The sequence below is a fragment of the Streptomyces incarnatus genome, assembly GCF_001027185.1.
Taxonomy (GTDB): Bacteria; Actinomycetota; Actinomycetes; order Streptomycetales; family Streptomycetaceae; genus Streptomyces; species Streptomyces puniciscabiei.
The window spans coordinates 7,075,391-7,099,903 of record NZ_CP011497.1; the positions used below are offsets into that span (position 1 = coordinate 7,075,391).

Genomic DNA, 24,513 nt, shown 5'->3' on the forward strand with positions numbered 1-24,513 from the left:
CAAGGGTCTTCACCACTTCACCACAACGCGGACGACCCATCACTCTGGGTCACGCTCTGGTCCGGTCCAGAGATTGACCCAGGTCCCGGCAGCACCTCATACCCCTTCGGCGACTGCAGTACCAGAAGATCGGCGTGGGGGCGCGAAGGGTCCCGGACGAAGTGCGCCTGCTCCGCCCGGACCCAGCCCTCCCAGAACTCCCGCTGCTCCGCCCCGTCCCGCAGCCGCCCGCGGTTCCAGGACTCCTCCCGGGGCAGCTCCATCCACAGCAGCAGGGCCAGATGCGGCCGCAGCGCGCGCCGCCCGGCCCCGACCCCCTCGACGAGGACCACGGGCGCGGCCGGCAGCGGGCGCGCCGCGCCGAAGCGGCGCTCGCGCCAGTCGTACGGTGTGTAGGCCGCGCTCCCGCCGTGCGCGAGCGGGTGGATCACCTGGGCCATCAGCCGGTCGGTCCACTCGAAGAGCCGCTCATGGCTGGCGATGTCGTCGAGGTGCAGCACCGGAGCCCCGCCGAGCGCGTCGGCCAGGTGCCCGGCGAAGGTGGACTTTCCCGAGCCGGCGTGCCCGTCGACCCCGATCAGCCTGACCGGACCGAGGGAGGGGGGAAGCCGGCGCAGCCGGGCGGCGAGGTCGCGAATGGTGGTTCCCCCGGGGTGGGTACGTGTGGGCGGTTTTCCGGAAACAGTGTAGTAGCGGTGGTCGCGGTTTGAATCATCGGCTGGCGGCCAGTCAATGGCCCCCGATAAACATGCGCGAATCCCCTGACCGATATGTCGAATTAGGCGTTCCGGGTGTGCCCGCCGCTGAGTAAGGTGCCCTCCAGCGCAACCGCTGTGCGCCGTACGGGGACTGGCAGGGGGACATGGCCACGGAGTTATTCGAAGGGCACTATGTGTGGCACCCGGCGGCCGACGACCGTGTCCTGGCGAGCGTATGCGTCGATGTGCGCGCCGGACGTTATCGATACGCGTACGAGGCCCTCGCCGAGACGCGCACCGACTTCGCGCTGCGCGCCCATCGCTCGCTGGTCCTCGCCTCCGAGGCGGCCGGCACCGATCTGGTCGAGCGCTGGCTCGCCGAGGAGCCGACGCCCGAGGCGGCGCTGATGTGGGCCCGGGTCGCCGTGCAGCGCGCGCTGCGGGCCGCCGACGCCCGCGACGAGCGCGCCGAGGCGCTGGAGCGGATCGCGCTGACCGCCTGCGACCGCGCCGCCGCCATGGCCCCCCGGGACCCCACGCCCTGGGTCGCCAAGCTCGCCATGGCCCGGCTGCACCGGCTGCGCGACCCGGCTCCGCGCGGCCTGCTCACCGCCCCGCCCGGCCCCTGGCGGCTGTTCACGCACGTCCTGTCGCTCGACCCGTGGCACCGTGAGGGCCACCACCGCTTCCTGTCCTGCTTCTTCACGCGGTACGGCGGCTCGGTCAACGCGGCCTGGGACGTGGCCGCCTTCCTCAGCCAGCGGGCGCCCGCCGACTCCGCCCTCCGGCTGCTGCCCCTGGTGGCGCTGGTGGAGAGCTACAACCCCACCCAGCTGCTCGCCGACCGCGTCTGGGAACAGCCGCAGTGGCGCTCCACCGCGCTGGCGATCTACCAGAACTGGCTGCCGACGGTGGGCCGTTACCGCTTCACCCCGGTGCTCGACCTGGCCTACCTCGCGCACGCGCTGGTCATGGGCCAGTGCGCGTTCGAGGCCCGGGCGGTGTTCGCGGCGATGGGCCCGTACGCCTCGCGCATGCCCTGGAGCGTCTTCGGCGACCCCGCCGATCAGCTCTCCCGGGCCCGGCGCGCCTGCGGACTGCCCGTACCGCGGCCCGGCTGATCCGCCCATGCTCCGCCCCTCCCCTCGGATTCACCCCGGATCCACTCAGAGAAAGGCCGAACTGTGTCGGAACGGACATCGACGTCCCGGGCGAAGGCCCGCGCGGGCAAGGACGCGGTCGCGCTCGACGACGACGCGACCCTGCACGCGATGGGTTATCCGCGGAAACTCACCCGGCGTTTCCAGGCGTTCGACAATTTCGCGATCTCGTTCACGATCATCAATATCCTCTCGGGGATTTTCTCGTCCTTCGGATTCGGTATGAACGCGGGCGGGCCCCGTGTTCTCGTGTTCGGCTGGATCGGGGTCTGTGTCATGGTGCTGCTCATCGGTGCCGCCATGGCGGAAGTCGCCTCGGCCTATCCGACGAGCGGTGCCCTGTATTTCTCCGCCGGTAAACTTGCAAAGCGCCACAAGGGCGCCTGGTCCTGGTTCACCGGCTGGCTGAACTTCGTGGGCCAGATCGGCGGCACCGCGGCCACCGGCTACGCGGCCGCCACCTTCATCCAGGCCTTCGTGCAGCTGCAGTGGCCCTCCTACCAGCCGACCCCGCACCAGACGGTGCTGATCACGGCCCTGATCATCGTCGTGCAGGGCCTCGCCAACACCTACACCGTGCAGCTCGTCGCCGTACTGAACCGCATTTCCGTGTGGTGGCTGCTGATCGGACTCGTGGTGATCGTCGGCGCACTCATCGTGATGCCGGATCATCATCAGCCGGCGTCCTTCGTGACGCATTTCGCGAACAACACCGGCTTCACGAGCGGGCTTTACGGCGGCATGCTCGGCCTGCTGGTCACGAGCTGGACGTTCACCGGGTTCGACGGCAGCTTCCACATGTCCGAGGAAACGGTCCACGCCACGGTGAACGCGCCCAAGGGGATCACCCGCGCCATCGGCTATTCGGCGATCACCGGGCTGATCCTGATGCTGGCACTGGTCTACAGCATCGGCGACTACGCCAAGGAGGCCGGTTCGCCGGTGGGTCCGCCCGTCCAGATCCTCATCGACGGCCTGGGCCTCGGCGCCGCCAAGGTCATGCTCCTCATCGTCATCGGCGCGATGCTCTTCTGCGGTCTCGCCAACCTCACCAGCAACACCCGTCAGATCTTCGCCTTCTCCCGCGACGGCGCCATGCCCGGCTCCCGCTGGTGGCACTCGGTCTCGCCGCGCACCCGTACGCCCGTGAAGGCGGTGTGGCTCGCGGTGGCCTGCTCGCTGGCCCTGGTCGTGCCCGGCTGGTGGTCGCACACCGCCTTCACCGCGATCGTCAGCGTCAACGTGGTCGGTCTCTTCCTCGCCTACGCCGTGCCGATCTTCCTGCGGCTGCGGCTCGGTGCCGCCTTCCAGCCGGGGCCCTGGCACCTCGGCCGCTGGGGGCGGCCGGTCGGGTGGCTCGCGGTGATCTGGATCGTGCTCAGCAGCGTCCTGTTCATGCTGCCGCAGGCCTCGCCGATCACCGTCGACACCTTCAACTACGCCCCGATCGCGCTCGCCGCCGTCCTGGTCGTCGCGACGGTGTGGTGGTTCGCCACGGCCCGCCGCCGCTTCCAGGGGCCGGTCAGCTACGGGAGCCCCGACGAGGTCGCCGCGATGGACCTCGTCTGACGCCGAGCGCCTTCCCGAGGAGCGCGGCGCTCGGGTGGTGGCGCGCCAGGTCCGGGTGCGGGCGCGTGGGGGCTGTTCGCGCAGTTCCCCGCGCCCCTCGCGGGCGCCCCGCAGCCGCAGCCGCACCGCCCTGTTACCCCTTCCAGTGGACCAGACCAATATTGGTGGCGCGGCATGCGCCGAAGTGCTGGCAGGGCCCTGCCGGCTGCTCCATAGTTGGCGCACGAACCGCACCGGATCACCGGACACCTGGGGGTAATCGCGCCCATGAGCAGAGCCCGACAGCCGTCCCGCAGAACCGTCCTCACCGCAGCCGTCGCCGCGGCGGTCGCCGGCGGAACGGCCCCCACTGCCGCCGCCGCGCAGCGACCCGGCACCGATGCCGACGACCCCGGCCGGGCCCCGGCCCGCCCGATCGACTACCACGCCTGGACCACGTACGGCGAGTGGCGGCTCGGCGCCGCCCAGGGTGTCCGGGCCGTCGCGGGTTCCCGCCCCGGCGTCCTGATCGGCGCCCCCGCCGGCCGCACCGACTACACCGACCCGCACACCGGGACGACCGCCACCTGGGAGTACGCCACCTGGACCTCCCCGGTCCACCGGCTCGCCGTCCCCGCGACCGAGGTCGTCTCCTCCTGGAACGCCCACACCCCCGAGGGCACCTGGCTCCAGGTGGAACTGCGGGGCACGTACTCCGACGGCACCGAGACCCCGTGGTACGTGATGGGCCGCTGGGCGGCCGGTGACCAGGACATCAGGCGGACCTCGGTGGACGGCCAGGCCGACGGCAAGAGCACGATCTGGACCGACACCTTCGCCATCGACGACGCGAGCACCGGCCTGCGCCTGACGTCGTACCGGCTGCGGCTCACCCTCTACCGCAGGCCGGGGACGCACCTGACGCCGACCGTGTGGCGGCTCGGCGCCATGGGCTCCGACATCCCCGACCGCTTCACCGTCCCGGCCTCCACCCCCGGCCTCGCCCAGGAACTGGCCGTACCGCGCTACTCGCAGGAGATCCACAAGGGCCAGTACCCGCAGTACGACAACGGCGGCGAGGCCTGGTGCAGTCCCACCTCCTCGCAGATGATCATCGAGTACTGGGGCGGCCGGCTCACCCCCGGGCAGCTGTCCTGGGTCGACCCCTCCTACACCGACCCCCAGGTGGACAACGCCGCCCGCTTCACCTACGACTACCAGTACCAGGGCTGCGGCAACTGGCCGTTCAACGCCGCCTACGCGGCCACCTTCGAGGGCCTGCAGGGCGTGGTCACGCGCCTCGCCTCGCTGACCGACCTGGAGACGCTGATCGCGGCCGGCATCCCGGCCATAACGTCCCAGTCGTTCCTGAAGACCGAGCTGACCGGCGCCGGCTACGGCACCTCCGGCCATCTGATGACGGTGATCGGCTTCACCGCGGACGGCGACGTCATCGCCAACGACCCGGCCTCGCCGACCGACGACGCGGTACGCCGGGTCTATCTGCGCCGGGAGTTCGAGAACATCTGGCTGCGCACCAAGCGGTACAACGCCTCCGGCAAGGTCGTCTCCGGCACCGGAGGGGTCTGTTACCTCTACTTCCCGGCCCGTCCGAGCCCGCGCCAGCGCAAGGCGCTGGCGGCGGTGGGTGTGCACTGACCAGCGAGTACGACCAGCGAGCACGACCGTGTGAGCAAGCTCATCGCCGCCAACGCGGTCGCGGGTGGCAAGGTGGCCGCATGGACACGACCGCACACCCGGCCACCGGCCCCCGCGTCCGCACCGGCGGCCCCCGCGAAGACGGCCCGAAGATCCTCGAGCACGTCATGGGCTGGGTGCTCGTCGCGGTCCTCGCGATGCTCGTGACCCAGCTCGGCCTGCTCTGACGCCCGGGCTGGGCTTGCTCTGACGCCCGCGCTCGGCCTGCTCCGAGTCGAACCGCTCACGTGTGCGGCATGTTCTGACATACTGCGGAGGTCCCGCCGACCGCCTGGAACAGGGCCGAACGTGAACATGCCGCATCAGCGTGCCGCCGTCCGTCCCCGGACGCGCGGTACCGAGCGCTCGGTGGCGCGTCGCGCCGAACTCATCGCCATCGGGCGGAAGTTGTTCGCCGACACGTCCTACGACGCGCTGTCCATGGACGACATCGCCCGCCAGGCGCATGTCGCCAAGGGGCTGATCTACTACTACTTCCAGTCCAAGCGCGGCTATTACCTGGCGATCGTCCAGGACTCCGTCGCCGACCTGGTCACCTTTGCCGCGAAGGGCCTGGAGATGCCCGCCGTGGACCGGGTCCACCGCACCATCGACGCCTATCTGCGCTATGCCGAGCACCACCAGGCCGCCTACCGCACCATCGTCAGCGGCGGCGTCGGCTTCGACGCCGAGGTCCACGCCATCCGGGACGGCGTCCGCGAGGCGATCATCGCGACCATCGCCGAAGGGGCCTACGGCCGCAGCGACATCGGCCCGCTCGCCCGGATGGGCCTGCTCTCCTGGGTGTGCAGCGTGGAGGGCGCGACCCTGGACTGGATCGACCACTCCGAGCTGTCCCGCGACACCATGCGCGAGCTGCTCGTGAAGACGCTCGGCGGAGCCCTGCGCGCCGTCGAGGAGCTGGACCCGGCCTACCCGGCGCCGCAGCCGGCCCGCCGGGACACCTGACACACCGGGGGAGCGGAGGCTCGTGGTCCTCCGCTCCCAAGTCCCCCGTCCCGGGGGCTAGTCGATGGCCTTGATCAGCTCACCGTTCGCGGTGTCGCCGCTCAGCTCCCAGAAGAAGGTGCCGCCGAGGCCCTGCTGGTTCTTGTACGTCATCTTCGTGGCGATGGTCGCCGGTGTGTCGTAACTCCACCAGTCCTTCCCGCACTTGGCGTAGGCCGTGCCGCCCACGGTGCCGGTCGCCGGGCACTTGGCCTTGAGCACCTTGTAGTCGTCGATGCCCTGCTCGTACGTCCCCGCCGCCGGCCCGGTGGCCGTCCCGCCGGGTGCCGCCTGGGTGACCCCGGTCCAGCCGCGGCCGTAGAAGCCGATGCCGAGCAGCAGTTTGGACGCCGGGACGCCGAGGCCCTTGAGCTTGGCGATGGTCGCGGAGGTGTTGTAGCCCGCCTTCGGGATGCCCGAGTACGAGGTCAGCGGGGAGTGCGGGGCGGTCGGGCCGGTGGCGTCCCAGGCGCCGAAGTAGTCGTAGGTCATCGGGTTGTACCAGTTCACGTACTGCGCGGCGCCCGCGTAGTCCGCCGCGTCGATCTTGCCGCCGCCGGAGGCGTCCGCCGTGATCGCCGCCGTGACCAGCGCGCTGCCGCCGAACTTCGACCGCAGCGCCGCCATGACGTTCCTGAAGGCCTCACGGCCGCTGGTGTCACAGGTGTTGCCGCAGGCGTTCGGGTACTCCCAGTCGATGTCGATGCCGTCGAACAGCCCGGACCACTTGGAGTTCTTCACCAGGTCGTAGCAGGACTGGGCGAAGGCGGCGGGGTTCTTCGCGGCCTCGCCGAAGCCGCTGGACCAGGTCCAGCCGCCGAAGGACCACAGGATCTTCAGCCCCGGGTGCTTCTTCTTCAGCTTCAGCAGCTGGTTGAAGTTGCCGCGCAGCGGCTGGTCCCAGGTGTCGGCCACGCCGTCCACCGACTCGGCGGCGGTGTAGGCGCGGTCGGTGGCCGCGTAGGAGTCGCCCATGGCGCACTTGCCGCCGGTGACGTTGCCGAAGGCGTAGTTGATGTGGGTCAGCCTGGCGGCCGAGCCCGAGGTCTGGATGTTCCTGACGTAGTACTTGCGGTCGTAGGTGCCCCATTCGGTGAAGTAGCCGACGACCTTCGAGCCGGCCTTGGCCTGGGGTGCGGCCGGGGCCGCCGCGGTGGCGGTGCCCGCGCCGGCGAGCAGTGCGGCGCCGAGGACGGCGGTACAGGCGGTCGCGGTGAACGCCCGCAGGCGCGAGCGGTGGGGAGTGTGCATCGGGTGTCTCCTCGTGGGGTGAGGGGAACGCGGGCCGATTGGCATGAACGCGGTAAAGCGTTGGTCATGCACAGTAGGAGGACTAGACCAATCAGTCAATGGTTCGGACCAATCTCGCCCGCCGCTCCACCCGTGTGTAACGTTCCGGCTGGATTCTTGGAGTAAGCGGTCGTTAACTGGTGACGGGAGGTCGCTGATCGGGCATACTCACAGCGCACAGCCGCTGGTCAGCCGCTTCCGAGACCCGGAAGAGGGCGCCTTCGGCCATCACGGAACGACCAGGCGGAGCCGCCCCCACCCGACGGGCCAGACCGCCGGTGCCCGACCAGGGAGGAGACCGACGCCATGTCCGACCGCGACCCGCAGCCGGTGGAGCGTCAGCTGCCGACGGAGGAGGCGCGGGATCTGCTCGCCCTCGTCCGGGACATCGCCCAGCGCGAGATCGCGCCGAAGGCCGCCGAGGAGGAGGACGCGGGCCGCTTCCCGCGCGAGGTCTTCACCCTGCTGTCCGAATCGGGCCTGCTCGGCCTGCCGTACGACGCCGAGTACGGCGGCGGCGACCAGCCCTACGAGGTCTACCTCCAGGTCCTGGAGGAGCTGGCCGCGGCCCGGCTCACCGTGGGCCTCGGCGTCAGCGTGCACACGCTCGCCTCCTACGCACTCGCCACCTACGGCACCAAGCAGCAGCAGGTCGAGCACCTGCCCGCCATGCTCGGCGGCGGCCTGCTCGGCGCGTACTGCCTCTCCGAGCCGTCCTCGGGCTCCGACGCGGCCTCCCTGCGCACCAAGGCGGTCCGTGACGGCGACCAGTGGGTGATCAACGGCACCAAGGCCTGGATCACGCACGGCGGCATCGCCGACTTCTACACCGTGATGGCCCGCACCGGCGAGGACGGCCCGCGCGGGATCACCGCCTTCCTGGTCCCCGGGGACGCGCCGGGGCTGAGCGGGGCGCTGCCCGAGAAGAAGATGGGCATGAAGGGCTCGCCCACCGCGCAGGTCCACCTGGACAACGTCCGGGTCGGCGACGACCGGCGGATCGGCGAGGAGGGCCAGGGCTTCTCCATCGCCCTGTCCGCCCTCGACTCCGGGCGGCTCGGCATCGCGGCCTGCGCGATCGGCCTCGCCCAGGCCGCGCTGGACGAGGCGGTCCGCTATGCCACCGGGCGCCGCCAGTTCGGCCACCCCATCGCCGACTTCCAGGGCCTGCGTTTCATGATCGCGGACATGGCCACCCAGATCGAGGCCGGCCGCGCGCTCTACCTCGCGGCGGCCCGGCTGCGCGACGCCGGCAAGCCGTTCGCCAAGCAGGCCGCCATGGCCAAGCTGCACTGCACCGACGCGGCCATGAAGGTCACCACGGACGCGGTGCAGATACTCGGCGGTTACGGCTACACCGCCGACTTCCCGGCCGAGCGCTATATGCGCGAGGCCAAGGTCCTGCAGATCGTCGAGGGCACCAACCAGATCCAGCGGATGGTCATCGCACGTCACGTGGCGGGACCCGAAGGCCGCTGAACTGCCCGGTGAGCACGGTCGGGGCCGCCAGCCTGATCCACTCCGGATCGTGGCGGCCCGGCAGCGTCCGGCCCCGGTCGGCCCAGGTCCGCATGAGATCGCGGTAGATGGGCGGGTCCTGCGGCACGGGCGGGGGAACCGATTCTGCCGGGCGGGGGACGAAGATCCGGCGCTGACGCCCGGTGGCCGAGTGCAAGGCGGTCATACCTGCGCAACGCGCCGGCGCCCGGACAGGTCACCGCCCCGCGGAATCGAGCGTCAGTTCATGCGCGTCCCGCCCCCGCTCTGGCCTCCTGCGGTCAACTGACGTACCGTCAGCCGACCATCGCTGCAGGGGGTGTCCGTGGCCGACGACCGTCCCGTACCGCTCGACGAGTATCCGGTGCACCAGGTACCGCTGTCCATGAAGCACGTGGCGACCGGCGACCGGAACGCGTACGACCGCTGCATCTTCCACGTCTTCGACCACGCCGGCCGGGCCCTGCTCATCCTCGGCCTCGGCGTCTACCCCAACCTCGGCGTGATCGACGCCTACGCCACCCTGCGCACCGGGGACACCCTGCACGCCGTGCGCGCCTCGGACGCCCTGGGCGAGGACCGGATGCGGCTCGCCGTCGGACCGCTGCGCATCGAGGTCCCGCGGCCGCTGCGGGAACTGCGCCTGATCTGCGAGGACGAGCGGCTGTCGTACGACCTCACCTGGACGGCCGCCTTCCCCGCGCTCTGGGAGCCGCACCACCTCCAGCGCCGCGGCGACCGGCTCACCCTGGAAGGCCGCCGTTTCGTCCAGGCGGGCACCGCGGAGGGCGTGATCCGGGCCGGGGGAGCGGAGTTCCGGGTCACCGGGGACGACTGGACCGGCACCCGGGACCGCAGCTGGGGCGTGCGCCCCGTCCCGGGCGAGGACGGCGGGCGGCTCGCCGCGGACCACCCCGCCGAGGGCTTCCACTGGATCTGGTGCCCGGTCCGGTTCGAGGACCGCTTCCTCATGGTCATCACCCAGGAGGACGCCGACGGACACCGCTCTCTGAACGACGCCACCCTGGTCCGCCCCGGCCGGCGCGACCGCCAACTGGGCTGGCCGCAGGCCGAGATCGGCTACCGCTCCGGCACCCGCCACCCGGAACGCGCGGTCATCCATCTGGGGGACGCGCGCGAATCACGGAAGCTTGACGTCGAGATCCTCACCTCCTCGCCACTCGCCCTCGGCGCGGGCTACCCGCCGGCGGACGACTGGCAGCACGGGACCTGGCGCGGGCCCGGCTGGACCGACCGGCGCACCTACGACATGACCCGGCCGCACCCCCTGGCCGGTTACGGCGTCACCGACCACTCCGCCCGCTTCCGGCTGGACGAACAGACCGGTCACGGCATCTTCGAGCACGGCTCGTTCGGCCGGCACGATCCGAGCGGCTTCACCGGCTTCGACTCGGTCGCACCGTGAGAAAGGGGCTCCGCATGGCCACGGCACCGCGCCCCCGCACCACCACCCGCGACCCCGAGGACCTGGCCCGGCGCCTCACCGCCTGGCTCGGCACCCGGCTGCCCGGCGCCAAGGCCACCGGCGTCACCGTCCCCGCCTCCAACGGCATGTCCAGCGAAACCCTGCTGTTCGACCTGGAGCACCCCGAAGCGCCCTGCACCGCCTGCGCGTTGCGGCTCGCGGCGGACCCGGCGGCGTACACCGTCTTCCCCGTCTACGACATGGCCCGCCAGTACCGCACCCTGCGCCTGGTGGCCGAGCGCACCGACGTGCCCGTACCCCGCGTGCTGTGGCTGGAGGAGGACCCCGGACCGCTCGGAGCGCCGTTCTTCGTCATGGAGCGGGTCGCCGGGCGGGTGCCGCCGGACGTCATGCCGTACACCTACGAGGGCAGTTGGCTGCACGGGGCGAGCGACGCCGAGCGCGAGCACCTGGAGGCGGCCACTGTGGGTCTGCTCGCCCGCCTGCACGACCAAGTGCCGCTCACGGAGGCCGAGTTCCTCGCACCGTCCGGTGTGCAGGACGCGCTGCGCCGCCATGTGACCGCCCAACGCGCCTACTACGCCTGGGTGATCGACGGCCTGCCCCGCTCACCCCTCATCGAGGCCGCCTTCGACCGGCTGGCGGAGCTGTGGCCGCGCGAGGCGGGCGAACCCGTCCTCAGCTGGGGCGACGCACGCATCGGCAACATCGTCTACGACGGCTTCGACCCCGTCGCCGTCCTGGACTGGGAGATGGCCGCACTCGCCCCGCGCGAGGTCGACCTCGGCTGGCTCGTCTATCTGCACCGCTTCTTCCACGACCTCACGGTCGCCTCCGGACAGCGCGGCCTGCCGGACTTCCTGCGCCGGGACCGCGTCGAGGCCCGCTACGCACGCCTGACCGGCCACACCCCACGGGACATGGAGTTCCACACCCTCTACGCCGCCCTGCGGCACGCGATCGTCATGCTGCGCGTCGCCTACCGGCAGGTGCACTTCGGGGAGGCCGCCGTCCCGGCGGACCCGGACACACTGATCCTGCACCACGACAGCCTGCGTGCCATGGTGCAGGGCACGTACTGGACGCGGTGAGGCGGCTCAGGCGGCCTGGCGGCGCATCGCCGGTACGCGCATCGGGCGCGAGCCCGGGCCGCCGACGTGCGAGAAGGGCTGGGTACGCCAGTCAAGACCCTGGGGGAGCGTCAGCAGCAGGGCGGTGTCCTGCTCCTGCGGCGTGCCGGACTCGTCCGCGGGGCGGGCGTCGGCCGCCGCACGGCCCGTGCCCGCGCAGACCGTGAGGCCGAACGGGTTCCACGGCGAGGCGCACAGCGCGTGCTCGGGCAGGACCTGCTCGTCCGCCAGCAGCGCGATCGGTTGGGCGCAGTCCGGGCAGATCACCCGGTACATCTCGAAGGTGTCGTAGGCGTCCGGTTCGTCGTCGAAGGCGTCGGGTTCGACGCCCTCCGGCTCGGGCTCGACGACGGGCTGCTGCCGCTTGGACGCGGATCGACCAGGGCGATGGACACTCTGCATGGGATTCTCCCCCTAAGGCTGGGCCGTTACGGCGCTGCGGCCTCGACCACAGCAAGCACTTCCCGCCAGCCCTCGGCGGTAATCACGAGAACATCACGGAGCTCACCGCGGGCGTGTGGTGTTCGTCACATGCCATGTGCAGGTGCGTAATACGGGCCGTGTACGGCGCCTTTTGTATCGAACCGGCTATGACCTGGGCTCTCGGCTATCCCGGAGATCATGCGCCCTGTAGGTTTTGGCGCCATGGAGGAGCTGGACCGACAGATCGTGCAGCTGCTCGTCAAGGACGGGCGGATGAGCTACACCGACCTGGGCAAGGCCACGGGCCTGTCCACGTCCGCCGTGCACCAGCGGGTGCGCCGGCTGGAACAGCGTGGCGTCATCCGCGGCTACGCCGCGGTGGTCGACCCCGAGGCCGTCGGGCTGCCGCTCACCGCCTTCATCTCGGTGAAACCGTTCGACCCCAGCGCCCCCGACGACATCGCGGACCGCCTCGCGGGCGTCCCCGAGATCGAGGCCTGCCACAGCGTCGCGGGCGACGAGAACTACATCCTCAAGGTGCGGGTGGCCACCCCGCACGAACTGGAGGAGCTCCTGGCGAGGCTGCGCGGCCTGGCCGGGGTGTCGACGCGCACGACGGTGGTGCTGTCGACGCCGTACGAGGCACGGCCACCGCGGATCTGATCACCGCGGTCCGGCACGCCCCAGGTGCGGCCGCTGCCCGGCGGCAGGAGAAACTGTCCGCTATGAGCGACCGCACCGCCGACCCCGAGACCGACAAGACCGTCCTCCTGCGCCGAGGCGAGGTGCACAGTCCCGCGGACCCCTTCGCCACGGCGATGGTGGTGGAGCGCGGCCACGTCGCCTGGGTCGGTTCGGAGGGCGCCGCCGACGCCTTCGCCGACGGCGTGGACGAGGTGGTCGACCTCGACGGCGCCCTGGTGACCCCGGCCTTCACCGACGCCCACGTGCACACCACCGCCACCGGCCTCGCCCTGACCGGCCTCGACCTGTCCGGCGCCCCCACCCTGGAGGCGGCCCTCGCCCTGGTCCGCGACTTCGCCGCCGGCCGCCCGGACGACCGCGTCCTGCTGGGCCACGGCTGGGACGCCGCCCGCTGGCCCGGTGGCCGCCCGCCGACCCGCGCCGAACTCGACGAGGCCGCCGGCGGCCGCCCGCTGTACCTCTCCCGCATCGACGTGCACTCGGCGGTCGTCACCACCGCCCTGCTGGACCTGATCCCGGGCGACGTCCCCCGCGTGGACGCCCCGCTCACCGCCGACGCCCACCACACCGTCCGTGAGGCCGCCCTCGCCGCCATCACCCCGGCCCAGCGCGCCGAGGCCCAGCGCACCGCCCTCGCCCACGCGGCCTCCCTCGGCATCGGCTCGGTGCACGAGTGCGGCGGCCCGCGGATCTCCTCCGAGGACGACTTCACCGGCCTGCTGACGCTCGCCGCCGAGGCGCCCGGCCCCCGGGTCGTCGGCTACTGGGCCGAGCAGAACGTCGACAAGGCGCGGGAACTGGGCGCGGCCGGCGCCGCGGGCGACCTGTTCGCCGACGGCGCCCTCGGCTCGCACACCGCCTGTCTGCACGAGCCGTACGCCGACGCGGACCACTCCGGCACCGCCTACCTGGACGCCGCCGCCGTCGCCGCCCATGTCGTCGCCTGCACCGAGGCGGGCCTGCAGGCCGGCTTCCACGCGATCGGCGACGCCGCCGTGAGCGCCGTCGTGGACGGGGTGCGCGCCGCGGCGGAGAAGCTCGGCCTCGCCCGCGTCCGCGCCGCCCGGCATCGCGTCGAGCACGCCGAGATGCTGACTCCGGAGACCGTCGCCGGCTTCGCCGAGCTGGGCCTGATCGCCTCCGTGCAGCCCGCCTTCGACGCGCTGTGGGGTGGGGAGGACGGCATGTACGCCCGGCGGCTGGGCGCCGAACGGGCCCGCACCCTCAACCCCTTCGCGGCCCTGCTGCGCGCGGGTGTGCCCCTGGCCTTCGGTTCGGACAGCCCGGTCACCCCGCTCGACCCGTGGGGCACCGTGCGTGCCGCCGCGTTCCATCGCACGCCCGGGCACCGGGTCTCCGTCCGGGCCGGCTTCACGGCGCACACGCGCGGCGGCTGGCGGGCCGTGGGCCGGGACGACGCCGGTGTCCTGGTGCCGGGCGCGCCCGCCGACTACGCGGTCTGGCGCACCGATGAGCTGGTGGTCCAGGCCCCCGACGACCGGGTGGCCCGCTGGTCGACCGACCCGCGCTCCGGCACGCCCGGGCTGCCGGACCTCACCCCGGGCCGTGACCTGCCGGTCTGCCTGCGCACCGTGGTGGGCGGACGGACGGTGTTCGTACGGCCGGGCGAGTGATCTACCGGGGTGGCGCGGCGGCGACCCGTCACCGCCCCGCCACCGCCCGACCTGCGCATCCTCCCCCGAGGCCGTGCCGTCCGGGCCGTCGCCGCAGGCCAGAGGGCTGTTGACAGTCGACGGCCGGGGGCCGGTAGGTTCGGCCGAGTCCACCACCGGACGCCCGACCGGGGATCGTTCGCACAGCTCGTCGCAGCGCTGCTGGGTCAGGGACGGTGTGCCGCACCGGGGCACCGTCGCTTGGGAGCCAGGCTCAGCGCCCGCGCCGCCGAGGGAACGTTCCGGCCGGTCGGCAAGGTGTGACCCGGGTGGGGCCCGTGCGCTCAGTAGACAACGGCTCTCGGTCGATCCGCAGCCAGCGGGTCCCAGGTCGGCCCGAAGGGCGCCGGGCCCCCATCCGCCGACGGCGGCGCGTGGCGGAAAACCCGTCCGGCGTGGCGGAAAACCCCGTCCGGCGTGACGGAAAAGCAGTCCGGGCGCGCCATGAAGGTGCCGAAACACGCATTCTTACCCCACTCTTGTGGAATCGACACCACCATGAGAACGAGCTGTCCCATCTACCCGGGCGGCGGCCACTATGGTGGACGTCTGCGTACGACCAGAAGGGGCAGCAGTGAACGACGGCGACGGGACTCTCGCGGCCAACGCCCAGGGGAGGCAGTTCGGTCCGCTCGGCACGGCCTTGGTGATCATTCCGACCTACAACGAGGCGGACAACATCAAGACCATCGTCGGCCGGGTGCGCAAGGCCGTCCCCGAGGCGCACGTGCTGATCGCGGACGACAACAGCCCCGACGGCACCGGCAAGCTCGCCGACGAGCTGGCGGCCGAGGACGACCAGGTCCAGGTGTTGCACCGCAAGGGCAAGGAAGGCCTCGGCGCCGCGTACCTCGCGGGCTTCCGCTGGGGCATGGAACACGGCTACGGCGTGCTGATCGAGATGGACGCCGACGGCTCGCACCAGCCCGAGGAACTGCCCCGGCTGCTGACCGCCCTCCAGGGTGCCGACCTGGTGCTCGGCTCGCGCTGGGTGCCCGGCGGGCGGACCGTGAACTGGCCCAAGTCCCGTCAGTTCATCTCCCGCGGCGGCAGCTTCTACTCCCGCCTCGCCCTGGGTCTGCCGCTGCGCGACATCACCGGTGGGTACCGCGCCTTCCGCCGCGAGACGCTCGAGGGCCTGGGCCTGGACGAGGTCGCCTCGCAGGGCTACTGCTTCCAGGTCGACCTGGCCCGCCGCGCGGTCAAGGCCGGCTTCCACGTGGTGGAGGTGCCCATCACCTTCGTGGAGCGTGAACTCGGCGACTCCAAGATGAGCAAGAACATCGTGGTCGAGGCGCTGTGGCGGGTCACCGCCTGGGGCGCGAGCGACCGGCTCGCCAAGCTCACCGGCAGGAACAAGCGGAACTCGTAGGGGCATCCCCTTATCCGGGGCTGAGCCGCCGCCAGGCACACTGGGTGCATGACGACTGGCGTTCCGACCTCTCCGTACACCACCGCCCGGCCCCGGCGCTCCCGGCTGCGCAGGTATCTGCCGCTGGGCATCGCCGCCTGGCTGGTGCTGGAGATCTGGCTGCTGACCCTGGTCGCGGGCGCGGCCGGAGGCCTGGCCGTGTTCCTGCTGCTCGTCGCGGGCCTCATGGCCGGCTCCGTGGTCATCAAGCGGGCCGGCCGCCGTGCCTTCCAGAGCCTGAACGAGGCGCTGCAGCGGGGTGGTTCACCGGAGCGCGGCGGCGGCAACGGCCTGATGATGCTCGGCGGTCTGCTGCTGATGATCCCGGGACTGGTCTCCGACGCGGCCGGACTGCTCCTGCTGCTGCCGCCGGTGCAGAAGGCGGTGAGCCGGTATGCGGAGAGCGCCCTGGACAAGAGGCTGCGCACGGCGGCCCCGGGCAGCCTCGGCGACGCCTTCCAGCAGGCCCGGATGCACCGTCCCGACGGCAAGGTGGTGCAGGGCGAGGTCATCCGTGAGGACCGGCCCGGGCCGGGGGACCAGCAGTATCCGCCGCTGACCCGCTGAGCGCACCCTTGGGCATACGAAGCACGCCCTCGGACATACGAAACCGCGGGCGCCGTACGCGATTCACGTACGGCGCCCGCGGTCTTCGTGTGCGCTGTGTCCGCGCCCAGCCCCGCAGGGACTAGGCCGACTTACGGCTGTCCCGGGGGTGAACCGCGATGTTCATCGCCCCCGAGCGCAGAACCGCCAGGCGCTCCTCGAGGACCTCTTCGAGCTCCTCACGGGTGCGCCGCTCCATCAGCATGTCCCAGTGGGTACGCGCGGGCTTGGCCTTCTTCTCCTCAGGGCCGTCGCCGTCGACGAGGAGTGCCTGGGCTCCGCAGACCTTGCACTCCCACTCCGGCGGGATCTCCGCCTCGACCGAGAAGGGCATCTCGAAGCGGTGCCCCTTCTCGCATGCGTACTCCACGGCCTGGCGCGGGGCCAGGTCGATACCGCGGTCCGTCTCGTAGCTGGTCACCACGAGGCGCGTACCGCGAAGAGCTCGCTCACTCATGAATCGTGCCTCCCGGGCTTGTCGCCCACAGGACAGGTGTCGCTGTCGTCGTCATCCGGTCAACGTCCGGTCGGCGGTAAAGATTCCCGTTCCGTGTCCCGTTCCGGGTCATGCGTCGCCGTCGTAGCCGCCCCTTGTTCTACCCACCGGCGCCCGGTTTGTCACATCTGCTAGCAGATGTCACCCAGCGTTTCGGCACCTTTGACGCGCAGTAACGGTACGCCTGGCAGGCCAAAGGCGTACACTACCGCCCTTTCGCGTTGAACGCTAAATCGATGCTAGATCTTCTCCGGAACGGGATTGCCCGCCTCGCCGATGGCCCGCCGCACCGGCACGCGCGCCAGCAGCACGAAACCGATGACGAAGAAGGCCACCAGCGAGATGATCGCGGACCGATAGCTTCCGGTCAGCTGGTACGTCATGCCGAACAGCAGCGGCCCGAGCCAGCTCATCCCGCGGTCGCTCAGCTCGTACGCAGAGAAGTACTCGGCCTCCTTGCCGGGCGGCACGAGGTGGGAGAACAGCGACCGGGACAGCGCCTGGCTGCCGCCGAGGACCAGGCCGATCCCGCCGGCCAGCACGAAGAAGAACAGCGGTGCCCTCGCGGGCAGGAAGTAACCGGCCGCCAGGGTCACCGTCCAGGCCACGAGCGAGCCGAGGATCGTCCGCTGCGCGCCGTACGTCCGCGCCAGCCGGCCCATCGCCAGCGCCCCGGCCACGGCCAGCACCTGCACCAGCAGCACGGCCACGATGAGGGTCGACTGGGAGAGCCCCAGTTCCTGCGAGCCGTAGACGGAGGCCTGGGTGATCACCGTCTGGATGCCGTCGTTGTAGATGAGGTACGCCAGCAGGAAGGCCAGCGTCAGCGGGTGCCGGCGCATGTCCCGGACCGTCGCCGCGAGCTGCCTGAGCCCGGGCGCCGAAGCATGCTCCACGCGCGCGTGCCGGTCGCGCAGCCTGCGCAGCGGTACGAGCGTGAACGCGCCCCACCACAGGCCCGCCGAGGCCAGGCAGACGCGGACCGCGGCCGTCTCGGTCAGGCCGAAGGAACCGTGCGCCGAGTACAGGACCAGGTTGGCCACCAGCACCGTGGAACCCGCCGCGTAGCCGAAGGCCCAGCCCCGCGAGGAGACCGCGTCGCGCTGCTCGGGCGGGGCGATCTGCGGCAGATACGAGTTGTAGAGCATCATTCCGACGGACTGCGCCGCGTTGGCCACCACCAGCAGCGCGCCGCCGAGCAGATACCGGTCGCCGTCCAGGAAGAACATGCCCGTGGTCGCGGCGGCCCCGGTGTAGGCCGCCGCCGCGAGCAGCGGCTTCTTGCGGCCGCTGCGGTCGGCCGCGCTGCCCACGATGGGCATCACCACGACGGCGAGGACCACCGACAGGGACACCGAGTAGGCGAAGAAGGAACCCGCCCGGACCGGGATGCCCAGCGGATGCACATAGCCGTCGGCGTCCGCGGCCCGTTCGGCGACCGCGGTGAGGTACGGCCCGAGGAAGACCGTCACCACGCTCGTCGAATAGACCGAGCACGCCCAGTCGTAGAAGTACCAGCCGCGCTGCTCGCGCCGGAGGCCGGCGGCGTCGTCCGCCGCGTCCCTCCGCACGGTGTCCGTGCCCACCCGTGCCCTCGCTTCCCCGCTCAAGTGCTCCAGTGCGAAGGCTCGGGCCGGCGGCCGGGTGGTCAGACCCAGACGCCGCGCTCCTCCATGACCTTGCGCAACGTGTCGATGTGATCGGTCATGATGCCATCGACTCCCAGGTCCAGGAGCCGGTGCATGCGCTCGGGCTCGTTGATCGTCCACACGTGCACCTGCAGCCCGTAGGCGTGGGCGGCGCGGACGAAGCGGTGGTCGACCACCGGGACGCCCGACTGGGCCTCCGGCACCTGCGCGGCGACGGCGGACCGGCGCACGGCGGCCGGCAGGCCCCAGGAGCGCAGCCGCAGGTTCAGCACCCCCCGCGTGCCGAACGAGGTGGCCAGCTTCGGCCCGGCCAGCCGCTGGGCGCGCAGCACCCGCGCCTCGGAGAAGGAGCCCACGCAGACCCGGTCCCAGGCGCCCGTGCGCTCGATCAGCTCCAGCAAGGGGCGCAGGGCCGGCTCCGCCTTGACGTCGACGTTCCAGCGGACCCCGGGGAAGGTCTCCAGCAACTCGTCGAACAGCGGCACCGGTTCACGCCCGGCCACGCGCGCGTGCCGTACGTCCTCCCACGGCAGGTCCGCGATGCGGCCCGCACCGTCGGTGACCCGGTCCAGCGTCGAGTCGTGGAAGGCGACGAGCCGGCCGTCGGCCGTGGCATGCACGTCGGTCTCGATGTAGCGGTAGCCCAGCTCGACCGCGCGCCGGAACTGCGCCACGGTGTTCTCCAGCCCGTCGGCGGCCCCGCCCCGGTGGGCGAAGGCGATCGGTCCGGGATGGTCGAGGTAGGGGTGGCGTATGGACGGTGTCGTGAGGCTCACGGTCGCAGTATGACCCGCTCCGGTGTCGCGGTGGCAACGACCGTACTGCCGACCGGTGCCGACGGGACGGCGAACACCCGCAGGAACAGCTGCGCCAGCGGCCCGATCGACACGGCGTACAGCACGGTGCCGACGCCGATGGTGCCGCCCAGCAGGAACCCGGTGACCACCACCGCGACCTCGATCCCCGTCCGCATCAGCCGGATCGAGCGCCCGGTGCGCCGGTGCAGCCCGGTCATCAGCCCGTCGCGGGGGCCCGGGCCGAAGCGCGCCGCGATGTAGAGGCCGGTCGCCGCGCCGTTCAGCACGATCCCCGCGAGCAGCAGCGGGACGCGGACGGCGAAGGAGTGCGCGTCCGGCACCAGGGCGAGCGTGCCGTCCATGGCGAGGCCGACGACGAAGACGTTCGAGACGGTGCCGAGCCCGGGCCGCTGGCGCAGCGGGATCCACAGCAGCAGCACCGCGGCCCCCACGATGATCGACACCACGCCGATGGTCAGCCCGGTGAGCTCGGCGAGGCCCTGGTGCAGCACGTTCCAGGGCTCCAGGCCCAGGCCCGCCTCGACGAGCAGCGCGGAACTCGCGCCGTAGAGCGCGAGACCGGCGTACAGCTGGATCAATCGTCGTCCGATACGGGGCCGAGTGGACACGAAGTACCCCCCTGGGTGGTGGCGGTGGCCTGACACATGTCACTCTGTGGCTTGGGAAGAATCGTCATCCATGGCCAATTCGGGGAAGGTGGACTGATCGTCATGGCGCAGTGGACCTCTGCGATGGGTGCCGCGCAGCTCGCCCGGCTGCTCAAGTCCCAGCAGGACCGCCCGGCCGGCCCCGGCACCCGCCGCCCGCCCGCCTACCGCGCCCTCGCCGACGGCATCCGGCTGCTGGTGCTCGAGGGCCGCGTCCCGGTGGCTGCCCGCCTGCCCGCCGAACGCGAACTGGCCCTCGCGCTCTCCGTCAGCCGCACCACCGTCGCGGCCGCGTACGAGGCGCTGCGCGGCGAGGGCTTCCTGGAGTCCCGGCGCGGCGCCGGCAGCTGGACCGCCGTACCGGCCGGCAATCCGCTGCCCGCCCGTGGTCTGGAGCCGCTGCCGCCCGAGGCCCTGGGCTCGGTGATCGACCTGGGCTGTGCCTCGCTGCCGGCTCCCGAGCCGTGGCTGACCCGCGCCGTACAGGGCGCCCTGGAGGAACTGCCGCCGTACGCCCACACACACGGCGACTACCCGGCCGGCCTGCCCGCGCTGCGCTCGATGATCGCCGAGCGCTACACCGCGTGCGGGATCCCCACCATGCCCGAGCAGATCATGGTGACGACCGGTGCGATGGGCGCCATCGACGCCATCTGCCACCTCTTCGCGGGCCGCGGCGAACGCATCGCCGTGGAATCCCCGTCGTACGCGAACATCCTGCAGCTGATGCGGGAGGCCGGTGCCCGCCTGGTGCCCGTCGCGATGGCCGAGGGGCTGTCCGGCTGGGACCTGGACCGCTGGCGGCAGGTCCTGCGCGAGGCCGCGCCCCGCCTCGCGTACGTCGTCGCCGACTTCCACAACCCCACCGGTGCGCTCGCCGACGAGGACCAGCGGCGCCGGCTGGTGGACGCGGCGCGTTCGGCCGGCACGGTGCTGGTCGCCGACGAGACGATGACCGAGCTGTGGCTGGACGAGGAGCTCGCTGACGGCGGGATGCCGCGCCGGGTGTGCGCCTTCGACCCGGCCGGTTCGACCGTCATCACCGTCGGCTCGGCGAGCAAGGCGTTCTGGGCGGGCATGCGGATCGGCTGGGTGCGGGCGGCGCCGGACGTCATCCGCAGCCTGGTCGCCGCGCGGGCGTACGCCGACCTCGGTACGCCGGTGCTGGAACAGCTCGCCGTCAACTGGCTGTTCAGCACGGGGGGTTGGGAGCAGGCGGTGGAGCTGCGCCGGGCTCAGGCCCGGGAGAACCGGGACGCGCTGGTGGCTGCGCTGCGGCGCGAGCTGCCGACGTGGGAGTTCAGCGTGCCTAAGGGCGGGCTGACCCTGTGGGTCCGGGCCGGCGGCCTGTCCGGCTCCCGCCTCGCCGAAGCGGGCGAGCGGACCGGCGTCCGGGTCCCCTCCGGCCCGCGCTTCGGCGTGGACGGCGCGTTCGAGGGCTACCTCCGGCTTCCGTTCACCGTCGGGGGAGCGGTGGCGGACGAGGCGGCAATCCGTCTCGCGGCGGCGGCCCGGCTGGTGGAGAGCGGTGGCACGGGGGGTGTGGAGGCGCCGGGCACGTTTGTGGCGTAGCCGGGCGCCTCAGAGCTCGGGGCGCCGGGTGCTTCGGCGCCTGCGGGCGCGTGGGGGCTTCTCGCGCAGTTCCCCGCGCCCCTAGGGACCTGCAGCCGGGCAGCGCCCCAAAGGGGCGCGGGGAACTGCGCGAACGGCCACGACGGACCCGCGCCCAGCAGCCGGTCCGAACCCCCACGGCGCTATCCGGCCGCTTCCGCAGCCACCGCCGGCTTCGTGAGATCCGCCGGCTGCGAAGGCTCCGCCGGCTGCGAAGGCTCCGTCGGCTGCGGAGGCGGCTCCGTCGGCTCAGCCTCCACGGCAGTGGCCCGCGCCGGCAGCAACTCCAGCACCGCCTGCCGATCGGCGTCGCTGGTCGCGTCGTCGTAGGGATCCGGCGTACGCGGCACCTGGAGCCGGTGCACCGGACCCGAGCCGAGCCGCGCATACCCCCGCCCCGGCGGGACGTGCCCGAGCGGTGTGGTGTGCGGCGGGGCGCCCAGTACCGCCTCCACCTGCCGGGGCGCCGCGGGCCCGAGCACGACACGCGCGCGTGTGTGCTGCCGTACCGCCTCGCCCAGGGCCTCCGCGCTGTCGAACTGCTCGGCCACGACGACGGTCACGTTCGCCGCCCGGCCGTGCCGCAGCGGCACCTGGAGCAGCGCCTGCGGATCCTTGCGGCCGTCCGCCGCGGCGAGGTGGGCGAAGACGGACGGGCGGTCGAGCATGATCCACAGCGGTCGGCGCGCGTCGGCCGGTGGCGGATCGCCCGCCTGCCGGGCCAGGTTGACGGCGATGAGCCGCCGCTCGGTCTCCAGCGCCGCCCACTCCAGGCTCGCCAGCGCACCGGGCAGCGCGCACTCCACCGCCAGCACGCCGTCCCGGCCGGTCAGGCACGCGTACTCGCCGGTGCCGCCGCCGTCGACGATCAGGACGTCGCCGTACCGGAGGGCCTGCAGGGCGATGGAGCGCAGCAGGGTCGAGGTGCCGCTGCCGGGGTGTCCCATGGCCAGCAGATGCGGCTCGGTGGAGCGGATGCCGGTGCGCCAGACGACCGGCGGCACGTCGATCTGCTCCTCCCCGTAGGAGAGGGGGAGCGTGCGCTGGACCTCGCTGGGGTCGGTGAAGCCGAGGACGGTCTCGCCGGGCGCGGTGACGAAGTGCTGGGCCGGGATGTCGGCGGGCAGCGGAGGCAGGACGGCGACGGTGAGCTGGTTGCCCTCCTCGTCCCACGCGAACCGGTACTCGCGGCCCCGGCCGGCCTTCGCGGTGAGCAGCTGCTCGATCCGCGTGCGGGCCTCGGGCTCGCCGTCCGGGAAGTACGCGGGGTAACGGATCACCAGGTGGCCGACGCGCCCGGCGTCGTCGAACTCGTGGGTGGTGAAGGCCTTCTGCCACTCCCCGCCGTGCGCGTACAGCGGCGCCGGGTCCTCGGGGCTGGAGAAGTACGGCACCAGGGCTTCGTAGAGCGACTGGAGCCGTTCGGTCTGGGACTCGTCGGGTCCTTCCGGGGCCGGCGGGGTGCGGTCGCGGCCCTGCCAGGCCGCCGCCGCCATCACGGTGATGACGGCGAGCAGCGGCCCGTACGGCACCAGCGCCACCGCCAGGAGGACGGAGGCCAGGAGGAACAGCAGGGGCCCACGCTTGTCCTGGGGCGTGTCCGTCCATCTGCGCCGCCCGGCCGAGGCCAGCCGGCGCAGCCCGCGCGTGACGGTGATCAGCGGGTGGAGGACATCGGTCGCGCTGTCGGCCGCCGTCCGGGCCAGCTCCCGGCTCCGGGCGAGCTGCGTCCGGGCGATCTGGGCGCTGTCCTTGCTCAGGATGCGGGGGAGAGGGCGCCGGGCCACTGCTGTCTCCTGACGGTGCGTGCGGGCGGGACGAGCGGGGTCAGAACTTGATGCCGCCGAGGAGGCTCGCCAGGCTCTCGCCGCCTGCCTTGATGCTCGGGGCGATGCCCGTGTTGGCGAGGTAGAAACCGAACAGGGCCGAAGTGCAGGCGTGTGAGCCCTTGAGGCCGTCCTTGCGGAAGAAGAGGAAGACGACGACGCCGAGCAACATGACGCCCGAGATGGAGAGGATCATTTGAGGCCTCCTGGTGTCGAGGGGGGACAGTCACCCTGAGTTCTTCCAGGATCACAGCATGTATCCATACTATTAAAGGTGCAAATGGGTGAAATCTGGCCGATTTCGCCCTGTCGGCGGAGCGGTTCACGGCCCGGCTGAGCTGGGCGGTTGTCTCCGGCGGGGGCTGTCGGTGATCTTTACCTCGGGCACATCGGGTCATGTGCCGTGCGAGCCAGTACCCTGTCGATTCACTCGTACGGCCGCGTTCCGCTCGCGCTGCCGTACGCTCCCTGCAGTCCCCGAAGTTCCCAGGAGAGGCGGTCCGGCCGATGAGTGAAGCCCCCGACCCCGAGGTCGTGGAGCTGGCGACCAAGATCTTCGATCTGGCCCGGCAGGGTCAGACCGAGGCGCTCGTGGCGTACGTCGACGCCGGCGTTCCGGCCAGCCTCACCAACGACCGCGGCGACTCCCTGGTGATGCTCGCCGCCTACCACGGCCACGCCGACGCGGTCCGCGCCCTGCTCGCCCGGGGCGCCGCGGCGGACCAGATCAACGACCGGGGCCAGACCCCGCTCGCGGGCGCCGTCTTCAAGGGCGAGACGGAAGTGATCAAGGCGCTCCTGGAGGGCGGCGCCGACCCGGCCGCCGGCACGCCGTCGGCCCTCGACACCGCCCGGATGTTCGGCAAGACAGAACTCCTGGAGCTGTTCGGCGCGCACTGACGCGCCTGTCCTGAGCAGGTACGACACGAACAACGGGGGAGGCGGTAAGAGGCCGCCGGAAATACGGTCGCGGCAGCACAAACCGCCGGGTCATCATGACGACGTGATTCACGGACGCGATGGCTGGGCAGGTGATGCCGCACCGCGCGGGCCGTGATGCGGTCCGCATGGGCCACCGACGAGAGGCAGAGAGAGATGGTCTACAGCAAGCAAGAGACGGCGGGCGCTCCGACGTTGTGTCACGCGGCCAGGTAGTGCGTGTTCCCCGGTTG

At 71.9% G+C, this 24,513-nt stretch carries 23 protein-coding genes; 14 read left to right on the forward strand and 9 right to left on the reverse strand.

Features of this window, described 5'->3' with window-relative positions:
• Positions 1–17: 17 nt before the first annotated feature.
• The gene (locus ABB07_RS32110) at positions 18–638 is read right to left on the reverse strand and encodes a uridine kinase family protein (protein WP_208903700.1); all 621 of its coding nucleotides are present in this window, start codon (positions 636–638) and stop codon (positions 18–20) included.
• A gap of 224 nt (positions 639–862) precedes the next feature.
• On the opposite strand from ABB07_RS32110, the gene ABB07_RS32115 reads away from it, so the two are divergent.
• The 5 genes from ABB07_RS32115 to ABB07_RS32135 all read left to right on the forward strand — a co-directional run bounded on the left by ABB07_RS32115 (position 863) and on the right by ABB07_RS32135 (position 6,073).
• Positions 863–1,819 carry a hypothetical protein gene (locus tag ABB07_RS32115; RefSeq protein WP_208901997.1) on the forward strand — a complete coding sequence of 319 codons (957 nt, stop codon included), beginning with the start codon at positions 863–865 and terminating at the stop codon, positions 1,817–1,819.
• Between the two features lie 63 nt (positions 1,820–1,882).
• Positions 1,883–3,427, forward strand: a complete 1,545-nt coding sequence (locus tag ABB07_RS32120) for an amino acid permease (protein ID WP_208901998.1) — start codon at positions 1,883–1,885, stop codon at positions 3,425–3,427.
• 267 nt (positions 3,428–3,694) lie between these two features.
• Positions 3,695–5,065: a peptidase C39 family protein gene (locus ABB07_RS32125; RefSeq protein WP_208901999.1), complete on the forward strand. Its 1,371-nt coding sequence runs from the start codon at positions 3,695–3,697 to the stop codon at positions 5,063–5,065.
• Positions 5,066–5,145: 80 nt separating this feature from the next.
• A complete protein-coding gene (locus tag ABB07_RS32130) occupies positions 5,146–5,292 on the forward strand; it encodes an SCO1431 family membrane protein (RefSeq protein ID WP_208902000.1) in 147 nt (48 codons plus the stop codon).
• Between the two features lie 127 nt (positions 5,293–5,419).
• Entirely contained in the window at positions 5,420–6,073 is a 654-nt protein-coding gene (locus tag ABB07_RS32135; RefSeq protein WP_208902001.1) for a TetR/AcrR family transcriptional regulator, read from the forward strand.
• A gap of 57 nt (positions 6,074–6,130) precedes the next feature.
• Here the strand turns inward: ABB07_RS32135 and ABB07_RS32140 are convergent, their stop codons facing one another.
• Positions 6,131–7,363: a glycoside hydrolase family 18 protein gene (locus tag ABB07_RS32140; RefSeq protein WP_208902002.1), complete on the reverse strand. Its 1,233-nt coding sequence runs from the start codon at positions 7,361–7,363 to the stop codon at positions 6,131–6,133.
• Between the two features lie 345 nt (positions 7,364–7,708).
• Here ABB07_RS32140 and ABB07_RS32145 point away from each other — a divergent pair, with 345 nt between their 5' ends.
• From ABB07_RS32145 to ABB07_RS32155, 3 genes are all read left to right on the forward strand, one after another.
• The gene (locus ABB07_RS32145) at positions 7,709–8,881 is read left to right on the forward strand and encodes an acyl-CoA dehydrogenase family protein (RefSeq protein WP_208902003.1); all 1,173 of its coding nucleotides are present in this window, start codon (positions 7,709–7,711) and stop codon (positions 8,879–8,881) included.
• Positions 8,882–9,224: 343 nt separating this feature from the next.
• Positions 9,225–10,325, forward strand: a complete 1,101-nt coding sequence (locus ABB07_RS32150; protein ID WP_208902004.1) for an Rv3169 family protein — start codon at positions 9,225–9,227, stop codon at positions 10,323–10,325.
• Positions 10,326–10,339: 14 nt separating this feature from the next.
• Positions 10,340–11,437, forward strand: a complete 1,098-nt coding sequence (locus ABB07_RS32155; protein ID WP_208902005.1) for a phosphotransferase family protein — start codon at positions 10,340–10,342, stop codon at positions 11,435–11,437.
• Between the two features lie 6 nt (positions 11,438–11,443).
• Here ABB07_RS32155 and ABB07_RS32160 read toward each other — a convergent pair whose 3' ends face one another.
• Positions 11,444–11,878, reverse strand: coding sequence for a hypothetical protein (locus ABB07_RS32160; protein WP_055706973.1), 435 nt, complete (start codon positions 11,876–11,878; stop codon positions 11,444–11,446).
• 243 nt (positions 11,879–12,121) lie between these two features.
• Between ABB07_RS32160 and ABB07_RS32165 the strand changes: the two genes are divergently transcribed.
• From ABB07_RS32165 to fxsA, 4 genes are all read left to right on the forward strand, one after another.
• Positions 12,122–12,562 carry an Lrp/AsnC family transcriptional regulator gene (locus tag ABB07_RS32165; protein ID WP_043498889.1) on the forward strand — a complete coding sequence of 147 codons (441 nt, stop codon included), beginning with the start codon at positions 12,122–12,124 and terminating at the stop codon, positions 12,560–12,562.
• 62 nt (positions 12,563–12,624) lie between these two features.
• Entirely contained in the window at positions 12,625–14,238 is a 1,614-nt protein-coding gene (locus ABB07_RS32170) for an amidohydrolase (RefSeq protein ID WP_208902006.1), read from the forward strand.
• Between the two features lie 613 nt (positions 14,239–14,851).
• Positions 14,852–15,649 (forward strand): polyprenol monophosphomannose synthase, encoded by a 798-nt coding sequence (locus ABB07_RS32175; RefSeq protein ID WP_208902007.1) that lies wholly within the window; start codon positions 14,852–14,854, stop codon positions 15,647–15,649.
• 48 nt (positions 15,650–15,697) lie between these two features.
• Entirely contained in the window at positions 15,698–16,255 is a 558-nt protein-coding gene (gene fxsA, locus ABB07_RS32180) for an FxsA family membrane protein (protein ID WP_208902008.1), read from the forward strand.
• A gap of 121 nt (positions 16,256–16,376) precedes the next feature.
• Here the strand turns inward: fxsA and ABB07_RS32185 are convergent, their stop codons facing one another.
• From ABB07_RS32185 to yczE, 4 genes are all read right to left on the reverse strand, one after another.
• Positions 16,377–16,751, reverse strand: a complete 375-nt coding sequence (locus tag ABB07_RS32185; protein WP_003977404.1) for an RNA polymerase-binding protein RbpA — start codon at positions 16,749–16,751, stop codon at positions 16,377–16,379.
• A gap of 278 nt (positions 16,752–17,029) precedes the next feature.
• Complete coding sequence (locus ABB07_RS32190; protein WP_208903701.1) at positions 17,030–18,376, reverse strand: MFS transporter; 1,347 nt, start codon at positions 18,374–18,376, stop codon at positions 17,030–17,032.
• A 62-nt stretch (positions 18,377–18,438) separates the two neighbouring features.
• Complete coding sequence (locus tag ABB07_RS32195; protein ID WP_208902009.1) at positions 18,439–19,215, reverse strand: glycerophosphodiester phosphodiesterase family protein; 777 nt, start codon at positions 19,213–19,215, stop codon at positions 18,439–18,441.
• Positions 19,212–19,865: a membrane protein YczE gene (gene yczE, locus ABB07_RS32200; RefSeq protein WP_208902010.1), complete on the reverse strand. Its 654-nt coding sequence runs from the start codon at positions 19,863–19,865 to the stop codon at positions 19,212–19,214. The genes ABB07_RS32195 and yczE overlap by 4 nt, the downstream gene beginning before the upstream one ends.
• Positions 19,866–19,967: 102 nt before the next feature.
• On the opposite strand from yczE, the gene ABB07_RS32205 reads away from it, so the two are divergent.
• Positions 19,968–21,476, forward strand: a complete 1,509-nt coding sequence (locus tag ABB07_RS32205; RefSeq protein WP_208902011.1) for an SCO1417 family PLP biosynthesis transcription factor — start codon at positions 19,968–19,970, stop codon at positions 21,474–21,476.
• 182 nt (positions 21,477–21,658) lie between these two features.
• Here ABB07_RS32205 and ABB07_RS32210 read toward each other — a convergent pair whose 3' ends face one another.
• Together ABB07_RS32210 and ABB07_RS32215 are read right to left on the reverse strand one after the other, a co-directional pair.
• Complete coding sequence (locus tag ABB07_RS32210) at positions 21,659–23,302, reverse strand: hypothetical protein (protein ID WP_208902012.1); 1,644 nt, start codon at positions 23,300–23,302, stop codon at positions 21,659–21,661.
• A gap of 40 nt (positions 23,303–23,342) precedes the next feature.
• Positions 23,343–23,537: a hypothetical protein gene (locus tag ABB07_RS32215; protein ID WP_055706964.1), complete on the reverse strand. Its 195-nt coding sequence runs from the start codon at positions 23,535–23,537 to the stop codon at positions 23,343–23,345.
• A gap of 311 nt (positions 23,538–23,848) precedes the next feature.
• Between ABB07_RS32215 and ABB07_RS32220 the strand changes: the two genes are divergently transcribed.
• Positions 23,849–24,241 carry an ankyrin repeat domain-containing protein gene (locus ABB07_RS32220; RefSeq protein ID WP_208902013.1) on the forward strand — a complete coding sequence of 131 codons (393 nt, stop codon included), beginning with the start codon at positions 23,849–23,851 and terminating at the stop codon, positions 24,239–24,241.
• The last annotated feature ends 272 nt before the right edge of the window (positions 24,242–24,513 follow it).

Excerpts from the sequence above, each read along its gene's own strand:
- ABB07_RS32115 (WP_208901997.1), top strand. The coding sequence starts at position 863 with ATGGCCACGGAGTTATTCGAAGGGCACTATGTGTGGCACCCGGCGGCC.
- ABB07_RS32125 (WP_208901999.1), top strand. The coding sequence starts at position 3,695 with ATGAGCAGAGCCCGACAGCCGTCCCGCAGAACCGTCCTCACCGCAGCC.
- ABB07_RS32130 (WP_208902000.1), top strand. The coding sequence starts at position 5,146 with ATGGACACGACCGCACACCCGGCCACCGGCCCCCGCGTCCGCACCGGC.
- ABB07_RS32135 (WP_208902001.1), top strand. The coding sequence starts at position 5,420 with ATGCCGCATCAGCGTGCCGCCGTCCGTCCCCGGACGCGCGGTACCGAG.
- ABB07_RS32140 (WP_208902002.1), bottom strand. The coding sequence starts at position 7,363 with ATGCACACTCCCCACCGCTCGCGCCTGCGGGCGTTCACCGCGACCGCC.
- ABB07_RS32145 (WP_208902003.1), top strand. The coding sequence starts at position 7,709 with ATGTCCGACCGCGACCCGCAGCCGGTGGAGCGTCAGCTGCCGACGGAG.
- ABB07_RS32155 (WP_208902005.1), top strand. The coding sequence starts at position 10,340 with ATGGCCACGGCACCGCGCCCCCGCACCACCACCCGCGACCCCGAGGAC.
- ABB07_RS32160 (WP_055706973.1), bottom strand. The coding sequence starts at position 11,878 with ATGCAGAGTGTCCATCGCCCTGGTCGATCCGCGTCCAAGCGGCAGCAG.
- ABB07_RS32165 (WP_043498889.1), top strand. The coding sequence starts at position 12,122 with ATGGAGGAGCTGGACCGACAGATCGTGCAGCTGCTCGTCAAGGACGGG.
- ABB07_RS32170 (WP_208902006.1), top strand. The coding sequence starts at position 12,625 with ATGAGCGACCGCACCGCCGACCCCGAGACCGACAAGACCGTCCTCCTG.
- fxsA (WP_208902008.1), top strand. The coding sequence starts at position 15,698 with ATGACGACTGGCGTTCCGACCTCTCCGTACACCACCGCCCGGCCCCGG.
- ABB07_RS32185 (WP_003977404.1), bottom strand. The coding sequence starts at position 16,751 with ATGAGTGAGCGAGCTCTTCGCGGTACGCGCCTCGTGGTGACCAGCTAC.
- ABB07_RS32205 (WP_208902011.1), top strand. The coding sequence starts at position 19,968 with ATGGCGCAGTGGACCTCTGCGATGGGTGCCGCGCAGCTCGCCCGGCTG.
- ABB07_RS32215 (WP_055706964.1), bottom strand. The coding sequence starts at position 23,537 with ATGATCCTCTCCATCTCGGGCGTCATGTTGCTCGGCGTCGTCGTCTTC.
- ABB07_RS32220 (WP_208902013.1), top strand. The coding sequence starts at position 23,849 with ATGAGTGAAGCCCCCGACCCCGAGGTCGTGGAGCTGGCGACCAAGATC.